Here is a 19,611-nt window from a genome sequence, read left to right as displayed (position 1 = left end):
TTTTATAGATTTCAATTAAAAAGTCAACTGTGCACCAAATGTATAGGTACGGCTACGCGGATAACGGTTATAATCAATGTTCGGTGTCAAACCGGTAGCGATGTTCACCTCCGGATCATAACCACTATATCCGGTAAGGGTAAACAGATTATTGCCCGATACATAGAAACGCACTTTACTCAAACCGACTTTCTTCGTCCACACACTTGGTAAGGTGTAACCGAGGGTAGCTGAATTAAGACGCAGGAATGAACCGTCTTCCACGGCATACGACATACAGATGGGGCGTCCGATGGAAGTGGGATTCCACATGGTAGCATTCTTATTGAATTCTGCCAGTACTTCCGGACTGTAACGGATCTCATTACCCATGTCGTCGAAGTTACGCCAGCGTTTATCTGAAGCGATGTCCATCAGGAAGTTGTTCTCTTTATTGTCCGCCCAAGTGGTCAGCATAATTTTGTTGGCATTCAGTACATCAAAATCATACATAAAGTTGAAGAACATACTCATATCAAATCCTTTATAAGTAGCATTCAGACCAAAACCTCCCGAGAATTTCGGAGTAGTGTTGCCAATAACAGTACGGTCGGCTTCTGTCAGCTGATAAGGATTGGTGCTGTTGGGATCTACCGGAGTGAGTTTCTTGAACTTGGCATTACCGGGACGCGGAGTGTCGGACAATGGGCTTGAATCTACCACTCCTTCTTTCAGTTTCCATGTTCTGGATTTGGAGTCGAAAGATTCAAAATCGGCTACGGTATAGAATCCATCATTGACATAACCGTAAATCAAACCACTGGTACCACCCACATAGGCACGATAATCATCAGAGTTCACGACGTCATTTCTCCAGGCCGAAGTGAGAATCCATTCTTTTTCACCACTTGCCAGTTTATCAATCTTGTTTTTATTATGACCGATATTGAATGTGGCGTTCAGTGAGAAGTCTTTCGTTTCTATCAGCCAGGCATTCAGTTGAAGTTCTATACCCCGATTGGATGTCTGTCCCACATTGGTCATCAGTTTAGTGTAGCCTGTGTAACCTGGAATATCCGAAGGCACCAGCAAATCTTTGACTGTATTCCAGTACACATCAATCGTACCGCTAAGGCGTTCTTTAAAGAAACCGAAGTCAATACCAATGTTACGTGTGATGGTGGTTTCCCATTTCACATCAGGATTGTACACATATTTAGAGTTATAGAAGTTATAGTAATAGTGGCTGACTTCTCCCCATCCGGCAGGACGGGAACTGCTTACCCCATACAATTTCTGATAAAGGTCGGCATCGATACGGTCGTTACCGGAAGAACCGTAGCTTAATCTCAACTTTAAGTTGGATACGACCTGATTATCTTTCAAAAAGTCTTCGTTAGAGATACGCCATGCCAACGCTCCTGCCGGGAAGAATCCCCAACGGTTACCTTTGGCAAACTTGGAAGAACCATCGGCACGCAGCGTTACCGTAGCGAGGTATTTATCATTATAGCCATAGTTGATACGGCCAAAGAATGAAGAAATACGAGAGGGAGAGGCCGCTGACGAGGAGTTCTCATAAGGAGTACCCAGCGACAAATTATCAAAGACCTTTTCTGCCGTGATATTTTCCGGAAAAAAACGAGTAGAGTAAGTTTTGGTAGTAGTCTGGTTATGCTTGATTTCCTGTCCCAACATCAGACGGATATCATGTGCTTCTTTTAGCATAAAGTTGTAGTTCCACACGTTGGTAAGCTGCCACTTGGTACCTTGTTTCATGCTCCATTCCGCCACCGGCTGGTTATTGTTGCTACGAGCTTTACTGGTCTCCATACCCCAGAAACGGCGTTGTTCTTCAGAGTTATTCTCGAAACCAAATTCACTACGGAAAGTCATACCCTTCATAATATCCCAGGTCACGGCTCCCATCGTATTGAGCGACTTGTTGATTCTCTTTTTATAATTTCTTTTCGATTCTTCTTTGGGATCAAAAAGAGTTTCCTCTTCCAGTTGATCGGGATCGAAATACGTATCGTCTTCGGGAAGTTTCATATATTCATCCAGACCCTTAGTCGGTTTTTCACGCAAAGCAGTCAACAAACTAACGCCTTCCGTACCGGATCCATCTACTTCCTTATGCAACAAACGCGTGCGGTATTCCAACGTCAGGAATTTAAAAGGTTTGAAGTTGAAAGAAGCGTTCATATTGTTTTGTTTCAGTCCGTTGCCTACCATCACACTCGGTTGGTCCTGATGGATAAAGGATAGTTTATATTTGGCTTTCTCCGTACCACCATTCACACTAAGGTCTACATATTTGGCCACCGGATTGGAACCGAACACCTCGTCCTGCCAGTCAGTTCCGGCATTTCCCTGATAGATGTAGTGTTCGTAAGCATGTCCATACTTATTATTAAAAGCTGTAGGATTAGAGCTTTTCTGACGCGCATTTTCATATTGCATCAATACAAATTCGTAAGGGTCCATCACATCCAGTTTGTTGGAAAGTTCTTTGGTCTGCACATAAGTGTTCAGGCTAATGACAACCCGTCCTTCAACAGGACGTTTGGTTGTCACCAAGATTACACCGTTGGCACCACGCGCACCATAGATAGCTGTGGAAGCCGCATCTTTCAAGACCTCGATAGATTCAATATCGGTAGGTGGAACATCGTTCAGACTGCTTACTTCAAATCCGTCCAATATGATAAGCGGACTGTTATCTTGTGTAATAGAACCGCCACCACGTACCAAAATCTTAATTTCAGCATCCGGCGAACCGTCTACAGCTGTCACCTGCACACCCGGCAGTTTACCGACGATGGCTTCAGCAGCAGAAGTGGTCTGTACTTTCTCCAATATCTTGCCGGATACGCTGGCGATAGAACCGGTAAGATTACCTCTTTTCTGCGTACCATAGCCGATTACGACTACGTCGTCCAACATTCCAACAGCTTCTTTCATGTGGATATTAATGTTCGAGGTACGTCCTTTCAACGGTTCTTTTGCTTCTTCCATACCTACATAGCGAACTATCAACACGGCCTTGGCTACATTGGGCACACTGGTCAATGTAAATTTACCATCCAAATCGGTCGTTGCACCTATTGAAGTGCCTTGCACCGTTACTGTGGCACCAATTACCGGCCCCATATCGTCGGTCACCATACCGGTCACGGTAGCAGTCTGTGCCATAGCACCCACTGCTACCCACAGCAGGATAAATATGCTTATGATTATTTTATTCATCATTCTATGCTTTTATTGTAAATAGATTTATTTGCTCCACACCTTTATTTCTTTTCCATTACTATTCCGCCTTGGTTCTGATAATAGATAATGTGCTGAACCAAGTTGTGGAAATAAACTTCGATGTTCGGATAGCGTCCGTTAGGATCAACCGACGAACTGATTTTTTGTGCATCACTCGGATCGTTAGGATTCAACCCGTAAGCTTCTTCCCAAATATCAGGAATTCCATCACCATCCGTATCAGGCCAGGGATTCAACGACTTCACCTTAATGTAACCTTCAGTATCTGATACTGTATCAATGATACCGGGTTGCTTGGCTTTGCCGTCTTCTTCAGGTTTGGAACCGATATAGGTGTAAGTACCATTCTTTACTTCACGAACGATACGCTGATCTATCACATCTCTACGCAAAGAAGCTCCGGCATATTCCAATACTTTATCGTAAGCTTGTTCAGCCGTGTGACTGGTCAGTTTGCTGAAAGGTTGGTAATCTGCCATCTTCATAGCTTGCTTTTCTGCTTCAGGAACCGTACCCAGTGAAGAATCGAATTGTCCCCAAACACCCTCTGTCCAGTTATCAGCCGTGACACCTGTGTTACCTAACACATAATTGCCATTGATATAAGCTCTGGCAGTAGGATCACTTGACAGGATACGGTAAGAACGGTTGTTTGTTCCGGTAGCTGGCCCCGGTTTATAATAGCAGTTGGTCAGGTTGAAAGCAGCATACTTTCCGCCATAACTGCCTTGTCCTCTTCCACTCCAGTTGTAGTAGACATTATTCCTCACATCGAAATATCCGGTAAAGTCATAAGATTCTTGTGTACCGGGAGCAGACAAATCGGAGATACGCGGGCAGCGGCTACCGTGGTGTGCTAACAGTATGTGGTGGAAAGAAGCATTATCTCCACTAAACATAGCACCATAACCATGAGCACCCTTGGCATGGTTAGACAGGTTCATACTTTCAGAAGCGATACACCATTGTGCCGTGAAGTTCTGTACGCCATAGAAAGTCAGTGTTTCATCCACACTCCATCCGGCTGTAATATGGTCGATAATGGCATCTTTGAAATAGCGTCCGCCAATCGCATCTTCTCCATAATCGGCAAACTGATCGCCCGGACGGCAACGCAAGAAACGAACAATAGCATTCAGACTGCCACCTGCACCAATAGCTGGATCTTTCGACAGGTTAAAGGTGAAGTTGTAATTCTTCAATGTGATACCGTCGCCCGGTGCGGTCTGACCAATGATACTCAAATTAGGATATTCATTCAGATACAGCCCTCTTTTCAGTTCGATGATACCGGATACATCAAAAATAATGGTGCGTGGTTGGTTGGATTTCTCAATTCCATAGCGTAAACTGCCCTCAATAGGGGTTTCGTTTTTGTTATAATCTGCCAGCGTGGTCACACGATAGATTTCGCCGCCACGACCACCGGTAGTAAAACGACCGCCACCTTCGGCACCCGGGAAAGCGAGTATAGAAGTAGAATGATCGTCACCGATGCTTGTATCGGGTTTACCATATTGGAAGATGGTAATTACTTTATCCAACATCTCTACCGTTGCTGTACGTGGAAAGACTGTTTCATTATTTTCGATATTCAATACGACTTCATTGGCAGTAGAGTTTTTCTTATCCTGCGTAATCCAACTCTCGGATATTACAGCATCGTAATCTACCGGGTTTTCTCCTTGCGGAGCCGAGATAACCAGTTTAGGACATTTATAAGGAATGATATACTCATCCTGTTCTATCGTCACCTCACCGCTTACACCGTCTTGTGTCACTTTCAGGACACGCTGCAATGTATAATCTCCTACGGATTTGAATATCAGGACGGCTGTTCTGGTTTTGTTTGCATTTGCATCTACGGCAAATGTTACTTCATCCGTCACAAAACTGCGGGTTCTGGGAGTTGCTTCCTTCAACTTGATCCAGTCGTACTCTGCTGCTATCTCCAGTTCCCATTCCACATTTGCCACTACTTTGCAGGTGAATGTACCTCCCCGGAATGACAAAGGGTCTGATGAATAATCAAACAAAATATCGGGATCGGCCCCCAGTTGCTCTACGCTAATCTCTTGTTCCAATGTCGAGCCTGCACCCGACATTGATACTTTTACTGTTCCGGTGCGCTTGGGACCGTCTGTATTCTCGGTAAAAAACAAACGGAGATCACCATTCCCCTCTCCGGAGCTTTTTGATATAGTCAACCAGTCGCCTGTCGAGGTCACTTCGGCAGTCCATGTAGAGGTAGCCGTTACGTTGATTGTAAACGAACCGTCTACGTTACTCAACTTCACCTCATTCTTCGACACTTCCAGTTTGGCAGCTGTTGCACCCGCATTAGATTCGTCGTCCGAACTACATGCGCTCAACAATCCTACCAATAATATGAATAGAAAATATCTCATGTTTTATATCTTTATATTGTTAATACTCTATTGATTATTTAATCCAATGCGGATCACCAATTCCATTTGTATATACTTCGGAGTTTTTATCAGTAATAGTGAAATCTCTACCAGCCACATCTTTGAAGAGTGTTTCCATAGGGAGAGCTGTTTCTACCGGTATTTCAGCAGTATCAACTCCCCAGTTAGCCACTACAAAGCCATTGGTGCGATAGTTATTCTCGAAAGTCTTGCTTGTGACGTTTCTTGTAGTGAACCAAGTTCCCTGTCCGACTTCACAAACACCACTAAAGAGATTATTACGGACAACTAAGTGGAATGAAGAGGTATTCTTCGGATTTAAGTCGAAGAAGGTCATTGCAGCAGGAGCCATACTCACAAATGTACAATTCTCTATTGTCACATTCAATTCGCCTGTCATACTGCCCAAACCGGTTATCAAAGCTCTTGTCAGATTGTTGGCATGGAACGTAGAGTTCTTGAACACAAAGTTGTGTACCGGCGCGTCCTGCTTGGTAGAAAGACCGAACAGGCCACTTCCACCGGAATTCAAACCTAAGAAACGACAATTCTCAATCACAATATGATCGGCAATCTGTTTCTGTGCAGCATCTACTTCCTGATACCACATTGTACGTACCAAATCGCTGATTTCACAGTTCTTCCAAGAGATAGTAGATACATGGAAAGCTTGGTTTTTAAACTTAAAGAAATCGGAAGTTGTCACCTTTATTTTCAGATTCTCGAAGTGGAAGGCTTCAATAATGGCATCAGGACAGTTGATACTCATGTTGCCCATTTCCATAAATGCCAATTCTTCACCATCACCCGGTGCCTGTCCCATGATGTAGAGAGCTTTCGGTATTTCGGTCTGTGTACCTAATTTATAGGTAGCACCTGCTTTCAGGAAAAGTTTCACCTCATTTACAGAAGCATCCGCCAGCATTGATTTACAGATTGATTCAAGGTTCTCTTCCGGACTTACATATCTGTATCCGTCAGGAATTCTCATCGGAGCTTCCGGATTGATATCTTCTTCGTTCCATCCTTCCGAAGCAATTGTTACAGTGTAATCTTGTATGATCGGTTCATCTACGTTGTTCAGTGCAAACGCCACTTGTACCGTATCATCAGGCAAGATGGGGAATGTGCCATCGATAGCTTTAGATTGGACTACCGTATTATTCTTATCCAGATAGTCGATACGCACAGATACTGTTCCGCCTTCGCTTTGCGTTTGAAACAATACAAAGTCATCGGTGTAGTTCACTCCACCGGTTGTTGTCTCTTTCTCGCGTTGCACATCTGTCGGAGCTTTTACAAAAGTAGCATCCGATAGTTTATATCCTGATATTGGTGAAGAAACGACTGCGCGTAATTTCGAGTAGCTTTTATCCGATTTACGATCGGTAGACTTCAGACGAAGCACACCTGTACGATTGTACATACGCACACTAAGCGGTTCGTCGAACGGGGATTTATACGCCACCGGTGCCGAAATGGCATATTTTGTTTTAGCCGTCGGATCCTGATGTATCACAATATCATTCAGATTCTTCGGACTGGGAATAGAATCGGATTGTGTGGTAGAAATAATGTTATAACTCCCATTGGGCAACTGAAAGCGATAAAGCGACGAATAGTTGGCTACATACTCACCATCGGCTGTATAGATAAACAGGGGTTTGTTAGAGGCACCTGTGTTCACCGCCCACGGTTCGTCATCCAGAAACAGTTGTATCTCTTTTACTACCGAAGTGGCATATCGTTCTTCTTCCGAACAAGCTGTTATTCCCAACAGGAGCATTATTCCCGTCAGTGAATAGAATATATTTCTCATATAACTCCTGTTTTAAAATTCTGAAACTTCTATTGTAAACGGTTGAGTGGATGTACTCTTATACATGACTGTGCGTACCGAAAGCCACGGCTCGTCCAAGTAATTCTCATCCGTAATTTTCATATGTACGGTAGAACGCTTGGAAGACTCAAAGCCTATACCGGTATCAAGAGGGCTGATGATGCGATTCACCTCCTCGCCTCCTTTCAGATATACCACATCTATAGATGTTCTGGAATCTCCATTCACTGTGGGAAATGAATAAACCGAAGCTCCAAAGCCGGTAGAAAGATTAGTGGAGATGGTCACATTTTCTGTAATACATTCTTTACTCTTTACTTTATAGCCTATTGCCACATTTGTAAAAGTGACATTCAACTGGTCAAAACGAGTGATAGCACTCAATTCCTCCTCCGTCTCTTTCGGCTGGAACACTGCTTGCCCGACTAAACGTTTCAATTCTACGTTGAGCGAACTGACCGAGTTATCTGAAGTAAAGCCTACGACATCCGAAATATAAACCGGCTTTTGAATATGAGCATCCTGATAAACTACAACTTTGGAAAGACTATCTGTATCCACCAGATGATCGGCATTTGCCACGATGAAGGTTTGCAGATTTTCTCCTAAAGGAAGGTCGACTTTTAAATCTCCATTATTTAAAGGGAGATTTTTTCCATATACCATGGAATCTTGCAGGTAGACATAAACACCGACCTCTGTAATTCCATGTTCAGCAAAAGTTTCAAGACTAGCCCTACTGAAAGAAACGCCAACCGGTTGGGTTTCGGGCACATTGGGAAGTTGTTCATTCGGTTTCCATTCATCATCCATTTGCTGTGAACAAGAACAGCAAAGCAGAAATGACAGAAGAAATAAACTTGCTAGATGTTTCATAAATATTAGTTTATATATAATTTAAAGATATACAATTATTAAAAGAATAAAAATTCTATGCCCTTTTTCTTTAAAAGGCGGATTCAAGCCTAAGGAGGATTGGCTATTATAAGTGCTGGCTTCATGTTTCTCATTTGTTTAGATTTTCATTGTACATTAATGATGTTTTTCGCTAGAGTGATTTTTTTGTTCTTTCACCAGTGCAAAATTGAGGATTAAGCAAGAGAAGATAGAGTAAGATTTAGTAGAAAAGGAGTAAAAAACGGACTGGGGTAAAAAAGTGCCCCTCTGGTATAGCCATGCACAAAAAAGATATGCCCTTCAAATGTTATCATAAAACACCTGAAGGGCATATCATCTAAATTCTCCGCATTGAACGGGGAATTGCTGATTACCTATTTGTTCTGTGCATCGACTATATGTTGCACCAAACTATTCAAATATACCTCAAGATTCGTATATTGTCCATTCGGATCTTTCGTTTTTGTATTTCCATCTACGGGATTATTCGGATCAAGTCCGTTTTTTATTTCCCACTCATCAGGTATGCCATCACCGTCCGAATCTACCGGTGCCGAAAGACCTGCTATTGATAATTCCGGCCAGGGAGAATCGCCTGTGTCTTTGGGGCTATTGATAAATCCGGGTTTATTTCCTTCTCCGGTGAAAGTTGCCGTTCCTTTCCGGGTGTCGGAAATGATACGTTTGTCTACTTCATCACGATAATTACAGCAACCTGCATAGTTCATCACCTGTTCATAAGCCTTGTCAGCCGAATAAGTAGTGATTACTCCAAAATCAAGAGGTTCTTTCAGACGGATAGATTCTTTGGCATCTTCTGTCCAGAGGAAATCTACTTTTTCATCATTCTTCAACTGGGCATAGACTCCGTCCGTCCAGTTATCGGCAGTAACTTTGTTGTTACCTTCTATCTTATTTCCATCAATATAGAAAGTTCCCCATTTCTGCAGGTAAGGTTGAAAAGCCAAGTTCTTTTTGGGTTCTCCATCAACGTAAACATAAGCTTGCGGATAAACTCCGACTTTGGCAATACGATATTGCACCTGTTTGGAAGCCTGTTTTGTTGCCGGTCCCGGTTTATAATAGTTATTGACGATATTGACATGCTGATCTTCCCCGCCATAGCAACCGTTTCCAGCCCAGTTGTAGAAAACATTATTCCGGATATCAACACATTCGCCAAGAGCTAATGTAGAAGGACGAGGGCCCAGACGAGGCACGCGACTCTCACAGTGAGCGATCAGGTTATGGTGATAAGAAGCTTTATGTCCTCCCCAATTGCCTCCATATCCATGTGCCCCTTTTACATGAGTCGCTTTTCTTAATGCTTCAGAGCCAATACACCATTGTACCGTAGAGTTTTCCATACCATAAACGGAAAGACATTCATCTACACTCCAACTGACAGAGCAATGGTCTACCATAATATCTTTCTTATCACAGCCGCCCAACCCATCGGGTTCTTTCCCACTGGCTTCTCCGGGGCGGAAACGAAGAAAACGGATAATTACATTATTAGAATTAATAGAAAAGCCATAATCAGCCAGACAGATTCCTCCGGGAGAAGTCTGTCCTGCAATGGTGAGATGATCTTTCCCTGTTCGTAATTCCGATTTCAGATGAATCGTACCTGCCACATCAAAGACAATCGTTTTAGGTCCATTTTGTTTCAAAGCCCAACGTAAAGTCCCCTGCGAACCATCGTCTTCCAAAGAAGTCACATGATACACTTTACCACCACGGCCGCCTGTCGTGTATCTACCGTGTCCTTCAGCTCCGGGAAAAGAGATCACTCGATCTTCCCGGCCGCCTGTCTCCTGTTTTTCGGGTATGTCATAGGAAAAGGACATCATTCCTCCCGCAACCATTGCCAGCAGACAAACATAAACTAATTTTCTTTTCATTTCCTTATTCACATTATTAGATGATGGAAACAAAAGTAGTGGAAGCTTTTCATTCTGACATTCATTTTTTGACCGATATAGGGGAAAAATCAGTTTTTATGATAAGATTGAACAAATTTTAGATCCCCAGCCGCTCTTTTAATAACCGGTAACCGGAAAGACTTACTTTAAGTTTCACGCCAGTCTTCAATAACAACTGATAAGTTTCTTTTCCGAAAAGCTCGACCCGCGAAATTTGTGTTACGTTGACAATCGTAGAACGATGCACACGCACAAAAGTATCAGGAGACAGATGGGTCTCAAAATATTTCATAGTTTGTTCTTTCAGATATTCTCCGGTAGGGGTTATCAACATTACATAATCTCCACAGGCTTGTATGTAGATCAGTTCGTCTGTCTTTACCAGATGAATGCGGGAACCGTCTTTCACCGTAATGCGATCTATTAATTCTGTCTGTGGTTCTCCTTGTTGTTCGGTCACAGTTAGCTGATGTGCAGCCAATTCTTTATCCAGTTCCTGATTCTGTACTTCTTCTTTAGTTACGATCAGGCGATACCATAAAGTAATGGCAATCAAGGTTGGCAGCCCGAACAATAACCGGAAAGGTATGGTCTGCACAAAAGGAATATAGGATATGCCTACAATCCTCACCATGATATCACAGATCATAAAACTACCCGCCAGCCATAATAGGCTTCCAACGATTATCATGATTATATCCGTCTGGAACAACGAAACAAGACCGACCACAAACCAGGCCAAATAGGCTATGGCTGCCAGCCAACCAATTGTTGCCACTCCATCTACCAGAGCAGGAAGATAGTCGTTTCCGGTATATCCACAGACTAAAGCCACCTGTGTCGCAACCAGAATAAACGCCAGCACCAGCATCGGAATCCAGCGGAATGGATAATCTATTATCGGATGTGGTTTCATACGCTAGTCTTTAACTTCCAAGCCTCCGAAAGAAAGCGTTCCACGAATGACCAATATATTCTCCTTGTTTACATTCCCATTTTGCCAGCGTTTGTCATCACATCCTCCAAAGAAAGCATTGCATTTGAAGACGACTGTCCAATCCGACGGGACATAAATCTCGACTCCTCCCCAACTGCAATCCAAATCAATATAGGTTTCTCCCGGTGCAATATGGGTATGGCGAAGATCAATAGTCGTCCCCCCGAAAGAGGTACGAATCATGGCTCCTTTAAACAACTCATCAAGTACTACGTGACGTGCAGCTCCCCAGACATTCTCCGAACGCAAAAAGCCATCTACTGATTCCGATTGTTGTTGCTCACTCTCAAAGTTCATGCCGGGTCTACCCTGATGCATCTTCATCCATTGCCGACGATGTTCCATTGTATGCTGACGAGCCCATTGCGCCCTCTTATTTCTGCCGGGTTTGAAGATAAATAAAACACCTGCTATTATCAGAGCGAGGGGCCACACCATTGCCTGTGAATTTTCCGGTAACCAGGAAAGTCCTCCTATCAGAAAATAAACACCCGCCAGAAAAAGGATGATTCCACCGATGAAATGGCGGCGAATCATTGCATATATACCTAATAATATAAGGAGTGAATGCCAGGATACGATCAAATCAAATACTTCTGAAGTTATCCATCCCATATTACGGGCAAACAGTAGAATCCCGGAAAGGATAAAAAGCAAAGCTATCAGTATTTTACCGGAAAAGCCTGTAGCACGGGGAAAATTTTGTTTCTCTTCCATTGTTTCTATTATTAATTGATTAATGGTTCAAAGATACATCATTTCCCTATGCTTCCACAGGCTTTTCAGTTGATTTACGGTATAAATTCCGATGAATGCCGGATAAAAACCGGTGAAAAAATCAATTTATAAATCTCTGATTCGTATATTTGCCGGCCTTTAGAACACAAATAACACCCTTCAAAGCTAATAACTACACCTCGCAACAAACTAAAAAACAAAAAATACGAGGTGAAAAACAAATATTGCACATCACTATATCTTCATTCTCATACTTTTGTAGCGATGAATGAACTCTCATCGGGATTTTTATGAAATATCAAACAACAACCATTAATTAATAAACATGCAAAGAATGTCTAACAAAGTGAAAAACATGCGCTCCTTATTGCTAATACTATTTTCAGCAATATCGCTTAGCGTATCTGCGCAAACGATTACCGTAAAAGGTAACGTGAAAGACACCAGCGGAGAGCCTGTTATTGGAGCCTCTGTTGTAGAAAAAGGTAATACTACCAATGGTACGATTACAGATTTAGATGGTAATTTTTCTATTAAAGTTGATGGCAAAAAAACATTGGTTATTTCATACATAGGTATGAAAACTCAAGAAGTAGCCGTTCAAGGTAGAAAAACAATTAATGTACAAATGGTCGACGACTCGAAAGCTTTGGACGAAGTCGTAGTAATTGGTTACGGTACGGTCAATAAAAGAGATTTAACCGGTTCTGTAGCCTCTGTTAGTGCCAAAGACTTAGCTGCTATACCAGTAGCAAGTGCATCTGAAGCCCTTACCGGTAAACTTGCCGGAGTTAGTGTTACTACTACTGAAGGTTCTCCCGATGCAGATATAAAGATCCGTGTTCGCGGTGGTGGTTCACTATCACAGGATAACTCTCCTTTATATATTGTAGACGGTTTCCCTGTTTCAAGCATTAGTGATATCGCTCCCTCGGAAATTCAAAGCATCGACGTATTGAAAGATGCTTCTTCCACAGCCATTTATGGTGCCCGTGGTGCAAATGGTGTAATCATCATTACTACCAAGAGCGGAAAAGAAGGTAAAACGCAAGTAGACTTCGGTGCTTCTTTCGGTTTTAAACAGGTAACCAAACTGACTGAAGTCTTGAGTCCTTACGATTTCGTTGCTTATCAGCGTGAAATCGGTTCTCTGGATTATGGAAACTTTGCCGATATGGATATCTGGCGTTCTATTGATGGTACCGATTACCAAGACGAGATGTTCGGACGTACTGGAAACCAGCAACAATACAACATTAATGTAAGTGGCGGAACCAAGCAAATGACTTATAGTGTCAGCTATGCCCATAATGAAGAAAAAAGTATCATGCTTAATTCCGGCTTCAAAAAAGACAATGTAAATGCAAAAATTAAATCAGAACTGAATAAATGGATGACACTGGACTTTAACGCCCGGTTAAGTTACTCTACCATTGACGGTTTAGGTGGTGGTGCTGATACCAATGAATCCAATGCTGCCAATTCAACTGTGGCTAATGCTACCGTATTCCGTCCGGTTGATTCACTTAAATACAGTGATGACGACGAAGAAAACAGTTCGGCACAACAGAAATCTCCATTGGAACGTCTGCTTGCAACGGATAAAACCCGCAATACTTTCAACCAGAACTACAATGTAGGTTTAAACTGGAAACCATTCAAGAACTGGACATTCCGTTCCGAATTCGGATATGGATGGAAGTTTGACGATACAGAACAGTATTGGGGAGTAGATGCAGTATCTAATTCTAAATATGGATATAACGGTCAGCCACAAGCCTACCTGTTGAGAGAAAAGACGATGAGCTGGCGTAATGCCAACACATTGACCTATGATAACAAAAAACTGTTCAAAGGTCGTGATAAACTCAATGTATTGATCGGACATGAAGTAAGCAGCAGCCAAAGGAAATCAATAGAAAATGTATCTGTAGCTTTCCCTGTTACTATGAATTTCGATGATATGAAAGCAAATATGGGTTCGGGCAAAGCTTTAGCCAACCAATCTACCATTGCTGCAAAAGAAAACATATTATCATTCTTTGGTCGTGTGAACTATACTATGATGGATAAATACTTGCTTGCTGTTACAGTACGTGCAGACGGTTCGAGCAAGTTCGGTTCCGGAAATCGTTGGGGTGTTTTCCCGTCAGCAGCTTTGGCATGGCGTATCTCTGACGAGGCTTTCATGAGTAACACTCAAGACTGGCTGTCAGCTTTGAAACTACGTTTAAGCTTCGGTACTGCCGGTAACAACCGTATCAATTCCGGTTTGCTTTCCACCACTTACTCTTTGGGAGGTAATGATGCACGCAATCCTTTCTTCAACGGAGAAAGCACTACCATGTTGGAACATGGAACGAACTTATACAACCCCGATTTGAAGTGGGAAACAACAGTTACCCGTAACATCGGTATTGACTATGGATTCTGGAACAATCGTATCTCCGGTGCTATCGACTTTTACTGGAATACAACCAGAGACTTATTGATGCGTACTGAAATTCCTTCTCTCTCCGGATATAACTATCAGTACAAGAACTTCGGACAGACATCCAATAAAGGTGTAGAATTGTCTGTTAGTGCTGTTTTATTTGATAAAAAGAATTTCTCTTTGAACTTCAATGCCAACATTGCTTACAACCGCAACCGCATTGATAAACTGAATACAGACTCTCCCTGGCAAAGTAGTAACTGGTCAGGTAGTACAATGGCCAAATACGAAGACTTCCGCGTAGAGAAAGGCGGACGTTTGGGTGAAGTTTGGGGATATAAGACAAACGGTTATTATACTGTATATGATCCTGTCACCAACCCTACCGGCGAACTGGTTTGGGCAGGTAGCGAATGGGGATTAAAAGACGGAATGCAAGATAACAGTCCTACTATCACCGGTGGTAAATACTATCCGGGTGGTTTGAAACTGGAATGTGATAAAGATGGTAACCCTCTCAAACAACGTTTGGGTAACACTATCGCTCCTACAACCGGTGGTTTTGGATTCGATGGTCGCGTAGGTAATTTCGACTTCAATGTATTCTTCAACTACTCTCTCGGAAATGTAATTGTCAATGGAACAAAACTGGCAGCTTCTTTCCGTTCAGGTTCAAGAACCGGTTATAACTTAAACAATGATTTCAGACTGTCTAACCGTTACACATGGATTGATCCGGAAACTGGTTTGAACCTGTCGTCCAGCTCTACAGATGTCCTTAATACCTATGGAGACATGACAACAGCAGGATTACGTCTGAATGAAATAAACGCTAACGCCAATATGTACAATCCGGCCAGCGCTACTACCATGCAGCTGACTGATTATGCAGTAGAAAAAGCCTCATTCCTGCGTTTGAATAACATTACTATCGGATACTCTCTTCCGAAAACAATTGTAAGGAGAGCGTTTATGCAGAATGTGAGAATCTATCTGACAGGATATAACCTGTTCTGTTGGACTAACTACAGCGGAGCAGACCCTGAAGTCGATACAAGCAGTAAGAAAAATGCGATGACTCCGGGTATAGATTACGCCGCTTATCCTAAGAGCCGCACATTTGTGGGTGGTATTAACGTTACATTCTAATTAAAACATTAAACAGATTGATCGTATGAAAATATATAAGACATTATTCCTGGGGCTGGGGTTAATTGCCCTGTCTTCCTGTTCGGACTTCCTGAATCAGACCTCACCGTCTGAATTGGATAATGAATCAACTTTTAATAATGCCTATTATACAGAATTGGCACTTAATAAAGTTTACGGCAGCCTGACGCAAGACCAGACTTATTCTAACTTCCTACCTATCATTGCCGGAACCAATACCGACTGTGAACTGATTGACGGTTTGGGTACGGATGCAAGCAACACGTCCAGCGAACGTGGTAATATGAACTACAACGCTAATCCGGGATGGTCACAACTTTCCAAAGTATGGGATGCCATGTACGGAGTAATCGAGAATGCGAATCTGGTAGTAGATGGTATAAACAATAGCCAACTGATACAACAAGCAGGAGCAACCCGTACCAGCATGATGAGATTCCGTGCAGAAGCGATGACATTGCGTGCGATGATTTATTTCGATCTGATCCGCTTGTTCGGTGATATTCCTTTCAAAACAGAATCTTCCAACAGCGACCTGTCTAATGTTTACATTGGAAAGGCAGATCGTGACGATATCATGGATGAATTGATAATTGAACTCGAGGAAGCTATCGGATATTTACCTTGGGCTGGTGAAGACGGTTATACAACCGAACATGTAAGCAAAGGCTATGCTCACGCTCTCTTGGCTAACATTGCAATGACACGTGCCGGATATGCTATCCGCGAACAAGCTAAAGACGGATATATCACCGGAGATAACAGTGACGCTACTTATCCTACTCAACGTTGCAGCGATACCAAACGTAGAGAACTATTCGAATTGGCCGAAAAACATCTGGCAGCTGTTGTCAGTTCAGGAAAACATAAACTGAATCCTTCTGTAGAAGAATACTGGCGTTTAATAAATATCGGACAACTAGATCAGACTTATCAAGAAAACCTGTTCGAGATTCCAATGGGACTAAACAAAAGTGGTGAGCTGGGATATACTATCGGATATCGTATAAACGGTGCCAGTTCCCTATTCGGTCCGAAAGGTAACTCATCCGGTAAGTTGAAACTGACTGCTCCTTATTATCTGTCATTTGGCGAAGGAGATATCCGCCGCGATCTGACTTGTGCTATTTCACAACTTTCTACAGACAAAAACACCAAAGTATTTAAAGAATATATGTTAGGAAATGCTCCTTTCGGTCTTTATTGTGGAAAATGGGATTATCGTAAGATGATGGAAAACTCTGAATGGTACGCAGCTGTATTGGCCAGCGATCAGAAAGTTTGTTCCGGTATCAACGTAGTGAAAATGCGTTATCCGCAAGTATTGCTGATGTATGCCGAAGTTGTGAACGAACTTTATGGTAAGGGTGCAACAGCCGAAGGTTGTACATTAACAGCCACAGCAGCCCTGAAAGAAGTACACGACCGTGCTTTCACCGATGCAACCAAACGTGATGCTGCATGGACTGCTCTAATGGGAAAAGACTTCTTCGATGCAATTGTTGACGAAAATGCATGGGAACTGGCAGGAGAAGGTGTTCGTAAGTTCGACCTAATCCGTTGGAACCTGTTGAGCGAAAAAATAGACGAGTTCAAAAACGAATATACAAATGCAGTGTATAATGGTACATATCCACAGTATGTGAACTATAAATATCGCACGGACAATCCGATGTATATCGATATGACTTCTCTCGTATTTGGAGCTAAAGTAGGTGGAGAATATGAAAACAAGAGCTTCTTCGGAGCTGAAACCAGTGACAAGGAGCAAAAGAATCTGAAAGTAAACTTGCCTAGTATTTCTGGCGGATTGAACAAGGCTGTGAAGAATCGTTATTTATTGCCGATAGCTTCTACAACCATCTCTACCTCAAACGGTAAATTACATAACTCTTATGGTTATTCGGATTAATCTTAAAATCGTAAAATGATGAAGAATATAAAAAATATATTGGGAATGGGAGCTTTCATGCTCCTGGCCTCTTTGGCTGTATCTTCGTGTACAGAGAAAAGTGATTGGGATATTGACTCTTCCTACAGCCGTCCTTTCGGAACTGATGAAAACGGAATCAGTGTAGAAACAGACAGTAAAGTAGCCAGAGCGGTAGTAACTTGGAGCTCAACATCTAATACCGACTATTACATTATCGAGATTAGTCCTAACGAGATGACTGACGAAACTCCAATGGGATCAGAAGAAAATGGAAATATCGTTTATGGAAATGATCCTGCCAACCGGATCAAGCAGTCACCTTACACAATGGATAATCTGGCTGTAAATACGACTTATTATATGCGTATCAAGTCTATTTCCGGAGAGAAAGAATCTCGCTGGGTAAATTATAAAAAGACTTTTGCTTCAGTTAAGGAAGAAGCTATCCTGAATATCCCAACTACTGAAGACTTACCTGAAGGTCAAGGAAAAGTACGCATGTCATGGGAAGCCGGATTAGCAGTCGATCATTTCGAAATCATGGAAACAGGTGCCACAGAAGCAACTTCACGTGTTATTTCGTCAACAGAAGCTGCCGCAGGTGAAGCATGGGTTGAAAATTTGAAGTCGTTCACTGAATACACAATTACTATTTATAATGAAAATAATCCGCGTGGTTCACAGACTGTTACCATTCCTGGTTTGGAAATCGAATCTACCATCAGTGATATAACAGCAAATTCAGCTGTATTCTCATGGGAAGAAACGGTGGATGTAGATGAATATGCTTGTGTTCTTTCTACCGAAGGAGTACCTGAATCAGGAACCCAATTATCACCAGCAGATATTGCTGCACATAAGGTGACAATCACAGGTTTGGCTTCCAGTACGGAATATACGGCTTATGCTTTCGCAAACGGCTCTATATGTTCCCGTATCACCTTTACAACTAAGAAAGGTAAACCGACGGGTTATACTGAAATAGAATGGGAAAATGTAGATTGGTCTACTTTGAGTGGAAAGGTACTGATTAATATAAGCAACGATGCATCAATAATTCTGCCTAATAACAGTATTCCTGCTGACATTGAGGAAATTGTATTCTGGGGAAGCGAAACAAAACCAAGTGTAGAAATTAATAACATTGATTTCTCTGGACAATGTAAAAAGATTGAATTCTATAATCTAGATATTTATTCTACAAATAAAGGTGGCAATTTTGTCATTTATTTGGATAATCAAGGTAAGACTAATTCTGGTTCTGTAGAAAAGTTAGTTATCTCATCTTGTATGATAAGAGATTTCCGTGGTGTTATTCGTGTACGTAAAACAACAAGTAATGCAAATACAACAATAGAAATTGACGATTGTATTATCAAAGGATTACAAGGTGGACATTATGGCATTCTACATGCAAGCGATATAACAGGAAGTAGTGGTGCAGGTTCTCTCGCATCTCTCAAATTAAATCTAACCAATTCTACCATTGCAAACTTCATTGGAGCCGCTTCATCAATAGTAAGAACAGCAAACACTCAACAGAATGTCACTACTAATATTGAAAATTGTACGTTCTATGGCTTAACAACATCTGGTGAGCAATTAATGAGAGATATTACTGGAGCAACATGTACATTTAATGTTTCAAATACTTTGTTCGCTGCAAGTAACACTAATTATAAAGTCTTTAATTCGGCAACAGTTGCACCGTCAAATGTTAGTTGGCAGAAAGTTTATGCTACTAGTGACTTCAAATTCACTAATACAACTAGTTCTACAACATATGACACTATGACTTTAAGTTCATCTGAATTATTCTCATGCACTGATTCTAATTCCGAATTCACATTGACTTATGGCAACAATGTTTCTGAAGAATACAAAGTCATCGGTGACCAACGTTGGAACAAATAACTAAATAAAACTACAAGGTTTTCCGTCAAGTCTGGAATTTGCATTTACTTGACGGAGAATCTTCTCTAAAAAGCAACAGATA

10 protein-coding genes are annotated in these 19,611 nt (G+C 42.0%); 3 read left to right on the top strand and 7 right to left on the bottom strand.

Translation table 11 applies throughout. The features are described from left to right. Positions 1-15 precede the first annotated feature (15 nt). From Bovatus_RS21400 to Bovatus_RS21370, 7 genes are all read right to left on the bottom strand, one after another. Positions 16-3,228: a SusC/RagA family TonB-linked outer membrane protein gene (locus Bovatus_RS21400; protein ID WP_004320965.1), complete on the bottom strand. Its 3,213-nt coding sequence runs from the start codon at positions 3,226-3,228 to the stop codon at positions 16-18. 44 nt (positions 3,229-3,272) lie between these two features. Then, positions 3,273-5,660 carry a BACON domain-containing protein gene (locus tag Bovatus_RS21395; protein WP_004301524.1) on the bottom strand — a complete coding sequence of 796 codons (2,388 nt, stop codon included), beginning with the start codon at positions 5,658-5,660 and terminating at the stop codon, positions 3,273-3,275. 34 nt (positions 5,661-5,694) lie between these two features. After that, a complete protein-coding gene (locus tag Bovatus_RS21390) occupies positions 5,695-7,500 on the bottom strand; it encodes a DUF5123 domain-containing protein (protein WP_004301523.1) in 1,806 nt (601 codons plus the stop codon). A 12-nt stretch (positions 7,501-7,512) separates the two neighbouring features. Beyond that, positions 7,513-8,397: a hypothetical protein gene (locus Bovatus_RS21385; RefSeq protein ID WP_004320966.1), complete on the bottom strand. Its 885-nt coding sequence runs from the start codon at positions 8,395-8,397 to the stop codon at positions 7,513-7,515. Positions 8,398-8,792: 395 nt separating this feature from the next. Further along, positions 8,793-10,322, bottom strand: a complete 1,530-nt coding sequence (locus Bovatus_RS21380; protein ID WP_004320967.1) for a pectate lyase — start codon at positions 10,320-10,322, stop codon at positions 8,793-8,795. A 118-nt stretch (positions 10,323-10,440) separates the two neighbouring features. After that, positions 10,441-11,259, bottom strand: coding sequence for a LytTR family DNA-binding domain-containing protein (locus tag Bovatus_RS21375; protein WP_004301518.1), 819 nt, complete (start codon positions 11,257-11,259; stop codon positions 10,441-10,443). A gap of 3 nt (positions 11,260-11,262) precedes the next feature. Next, positions 11,263-12,057: a LiaF transmembrane domain-containing protein gene (locus tag Bovatus_RS21370; RefSeq protein WP_004301517.1), complete on the bottom strand. Its 795-nt coding sequence runs from the start codon at positions 12,055-12,057 to the stop codon at positions 11,263-11,265. Positions 12,058-12,403: 346 nt separating this feature from the next. Between Bovatus_RS21370 and Bovatus_RS21365 the strand changes: the two genes are divergently transcribed. Genes Bovatus_RS21365 through Bovatus_RS21355 form a run of 3 tightly spaced genes read left to right on the top strand, consistent with a single transcriptional unit; the run spans position 12,404 to position 19,529 of the window. Further along, positions 12,404-15,661 (top strand): SusC/RagA family TonB-linked outer membrane protein, encoded by a 3,258-nt coding sequence (locus Bovatus_RS21365; RefSeq protein WP_004301515.1) that lies wholly within the window; start codon positions 12,404-12,406, stop codon positions 15,659-15,661. A 25-nt stretch (positions 15,662-15,686) separates the two neighbouring features. Next, complete coding sequence (locus Bovatus_RS21360; RefSeq protein WP_004301514.1) at positions 15,687-17,594, top strand: RagB/SusD family nutrient uptake outer membrane protein; 1,908 nt, start codon at positions 15,687-15,689, stop codon at positions 17,592-17,594. Between the two features lie 15 nt (positions 17,595-17,609). Next, positions 17,610-19,529: a DUF5123 domain-containing protein gene (locus tag Bovatus_RS21355; RefSeq protein ID WP_004301513.1), complete on the top strand. Its 1,920-nt coding sequence runs from the start codon at positions 17,610-17,612 to the stop codon at positions 19,527-19,529. Positions 19,530-19,611 lie beyond the last annotated feature (82 nt).

This window comes from Bacteroides ovatus (genome assembly GCF_001314995.1).
In the GTDB taxonomy this organism is placed as follows: Bacteria; Bacteroidota; Bacteroidia; order Bacteroidales; family Bacteroidaceae; genus Bacteroides; species Bacteroides ovatus.
Note: the sequence above shows the minus strand (reverse complement) of the source record. Positions and strands in the feature narration are given on the sequence as shown.

Coding starts and splice junctions, on each gene's coding strand:
- Bovatus_RS21400 (WP_004320965.1), bottom strand. CDS start 3,228: ATGAATAAAATAATCATAAGCATATTTATCCTGCTGTGGGTAGCAGTG.
- Bovatus_RS21395 (WP_004301524.1), bottom strand. CDS start 5,660: ATGAGATATTTTCTATTCATATTATTGGTAGGATTGTTGAGCGCATGT.
- Bovatus_RS21390 (WP_004301523.1), bottom strand. CDS start 7,500: ATGAGAAATATATTCTATTCACTGACGGGAATAATGCTCCTGTTGGGA.
- Bovatus_RS21385 (WP_004320966.1), bottom strand. CDS start 8,397: ATGAAACATCTAGCAAGTTTATTTCTTCTGTCATTTCTGCTTTGCTGT.
- Bovatus_RS21380 (WP_004320967.1), bottom strand. CDS start 10,322: ATGAAAAGAAAATTAGTTTATGTTTGTCTGCTGGCAATGGTTGCGGGA.
- Bovatus_RS21375 (WP_004301518.1), bottom strand. CDS start 11,259: ATGAAACCACATCCGATAATAGATTATCCATTCCGCTGGATTCCGATG.
- Bovatus_RS21370 (WP_004301517.1), bottom strand. CDS start 12,057: ATGGAAGAGAAACAAAATTTTCCCCGTGCTACAGGCTTTTCCGGTAAA.
- Bovatus_RS21365 (WP_004301515.1), top strand. CDS start 12,404: ATGCAAAGAATGTCTAACAAAGTGAAAAACATGCGCTCCTTATTGCTA.
- Bovatus_RS21360 (WP_004301514.1), top strand. CDS start 15,687: ATGAAAATATATAAGACATTATTCCTGGGGCTGGGGTTAATTGCCCTG.
- Bovatus_RS21355 (WP_004301513.1), top strand. CDS start 17,610: ATGATGAAGAATATAAAAAATATATTGGGAATGGGAGCTTTCATGCTC.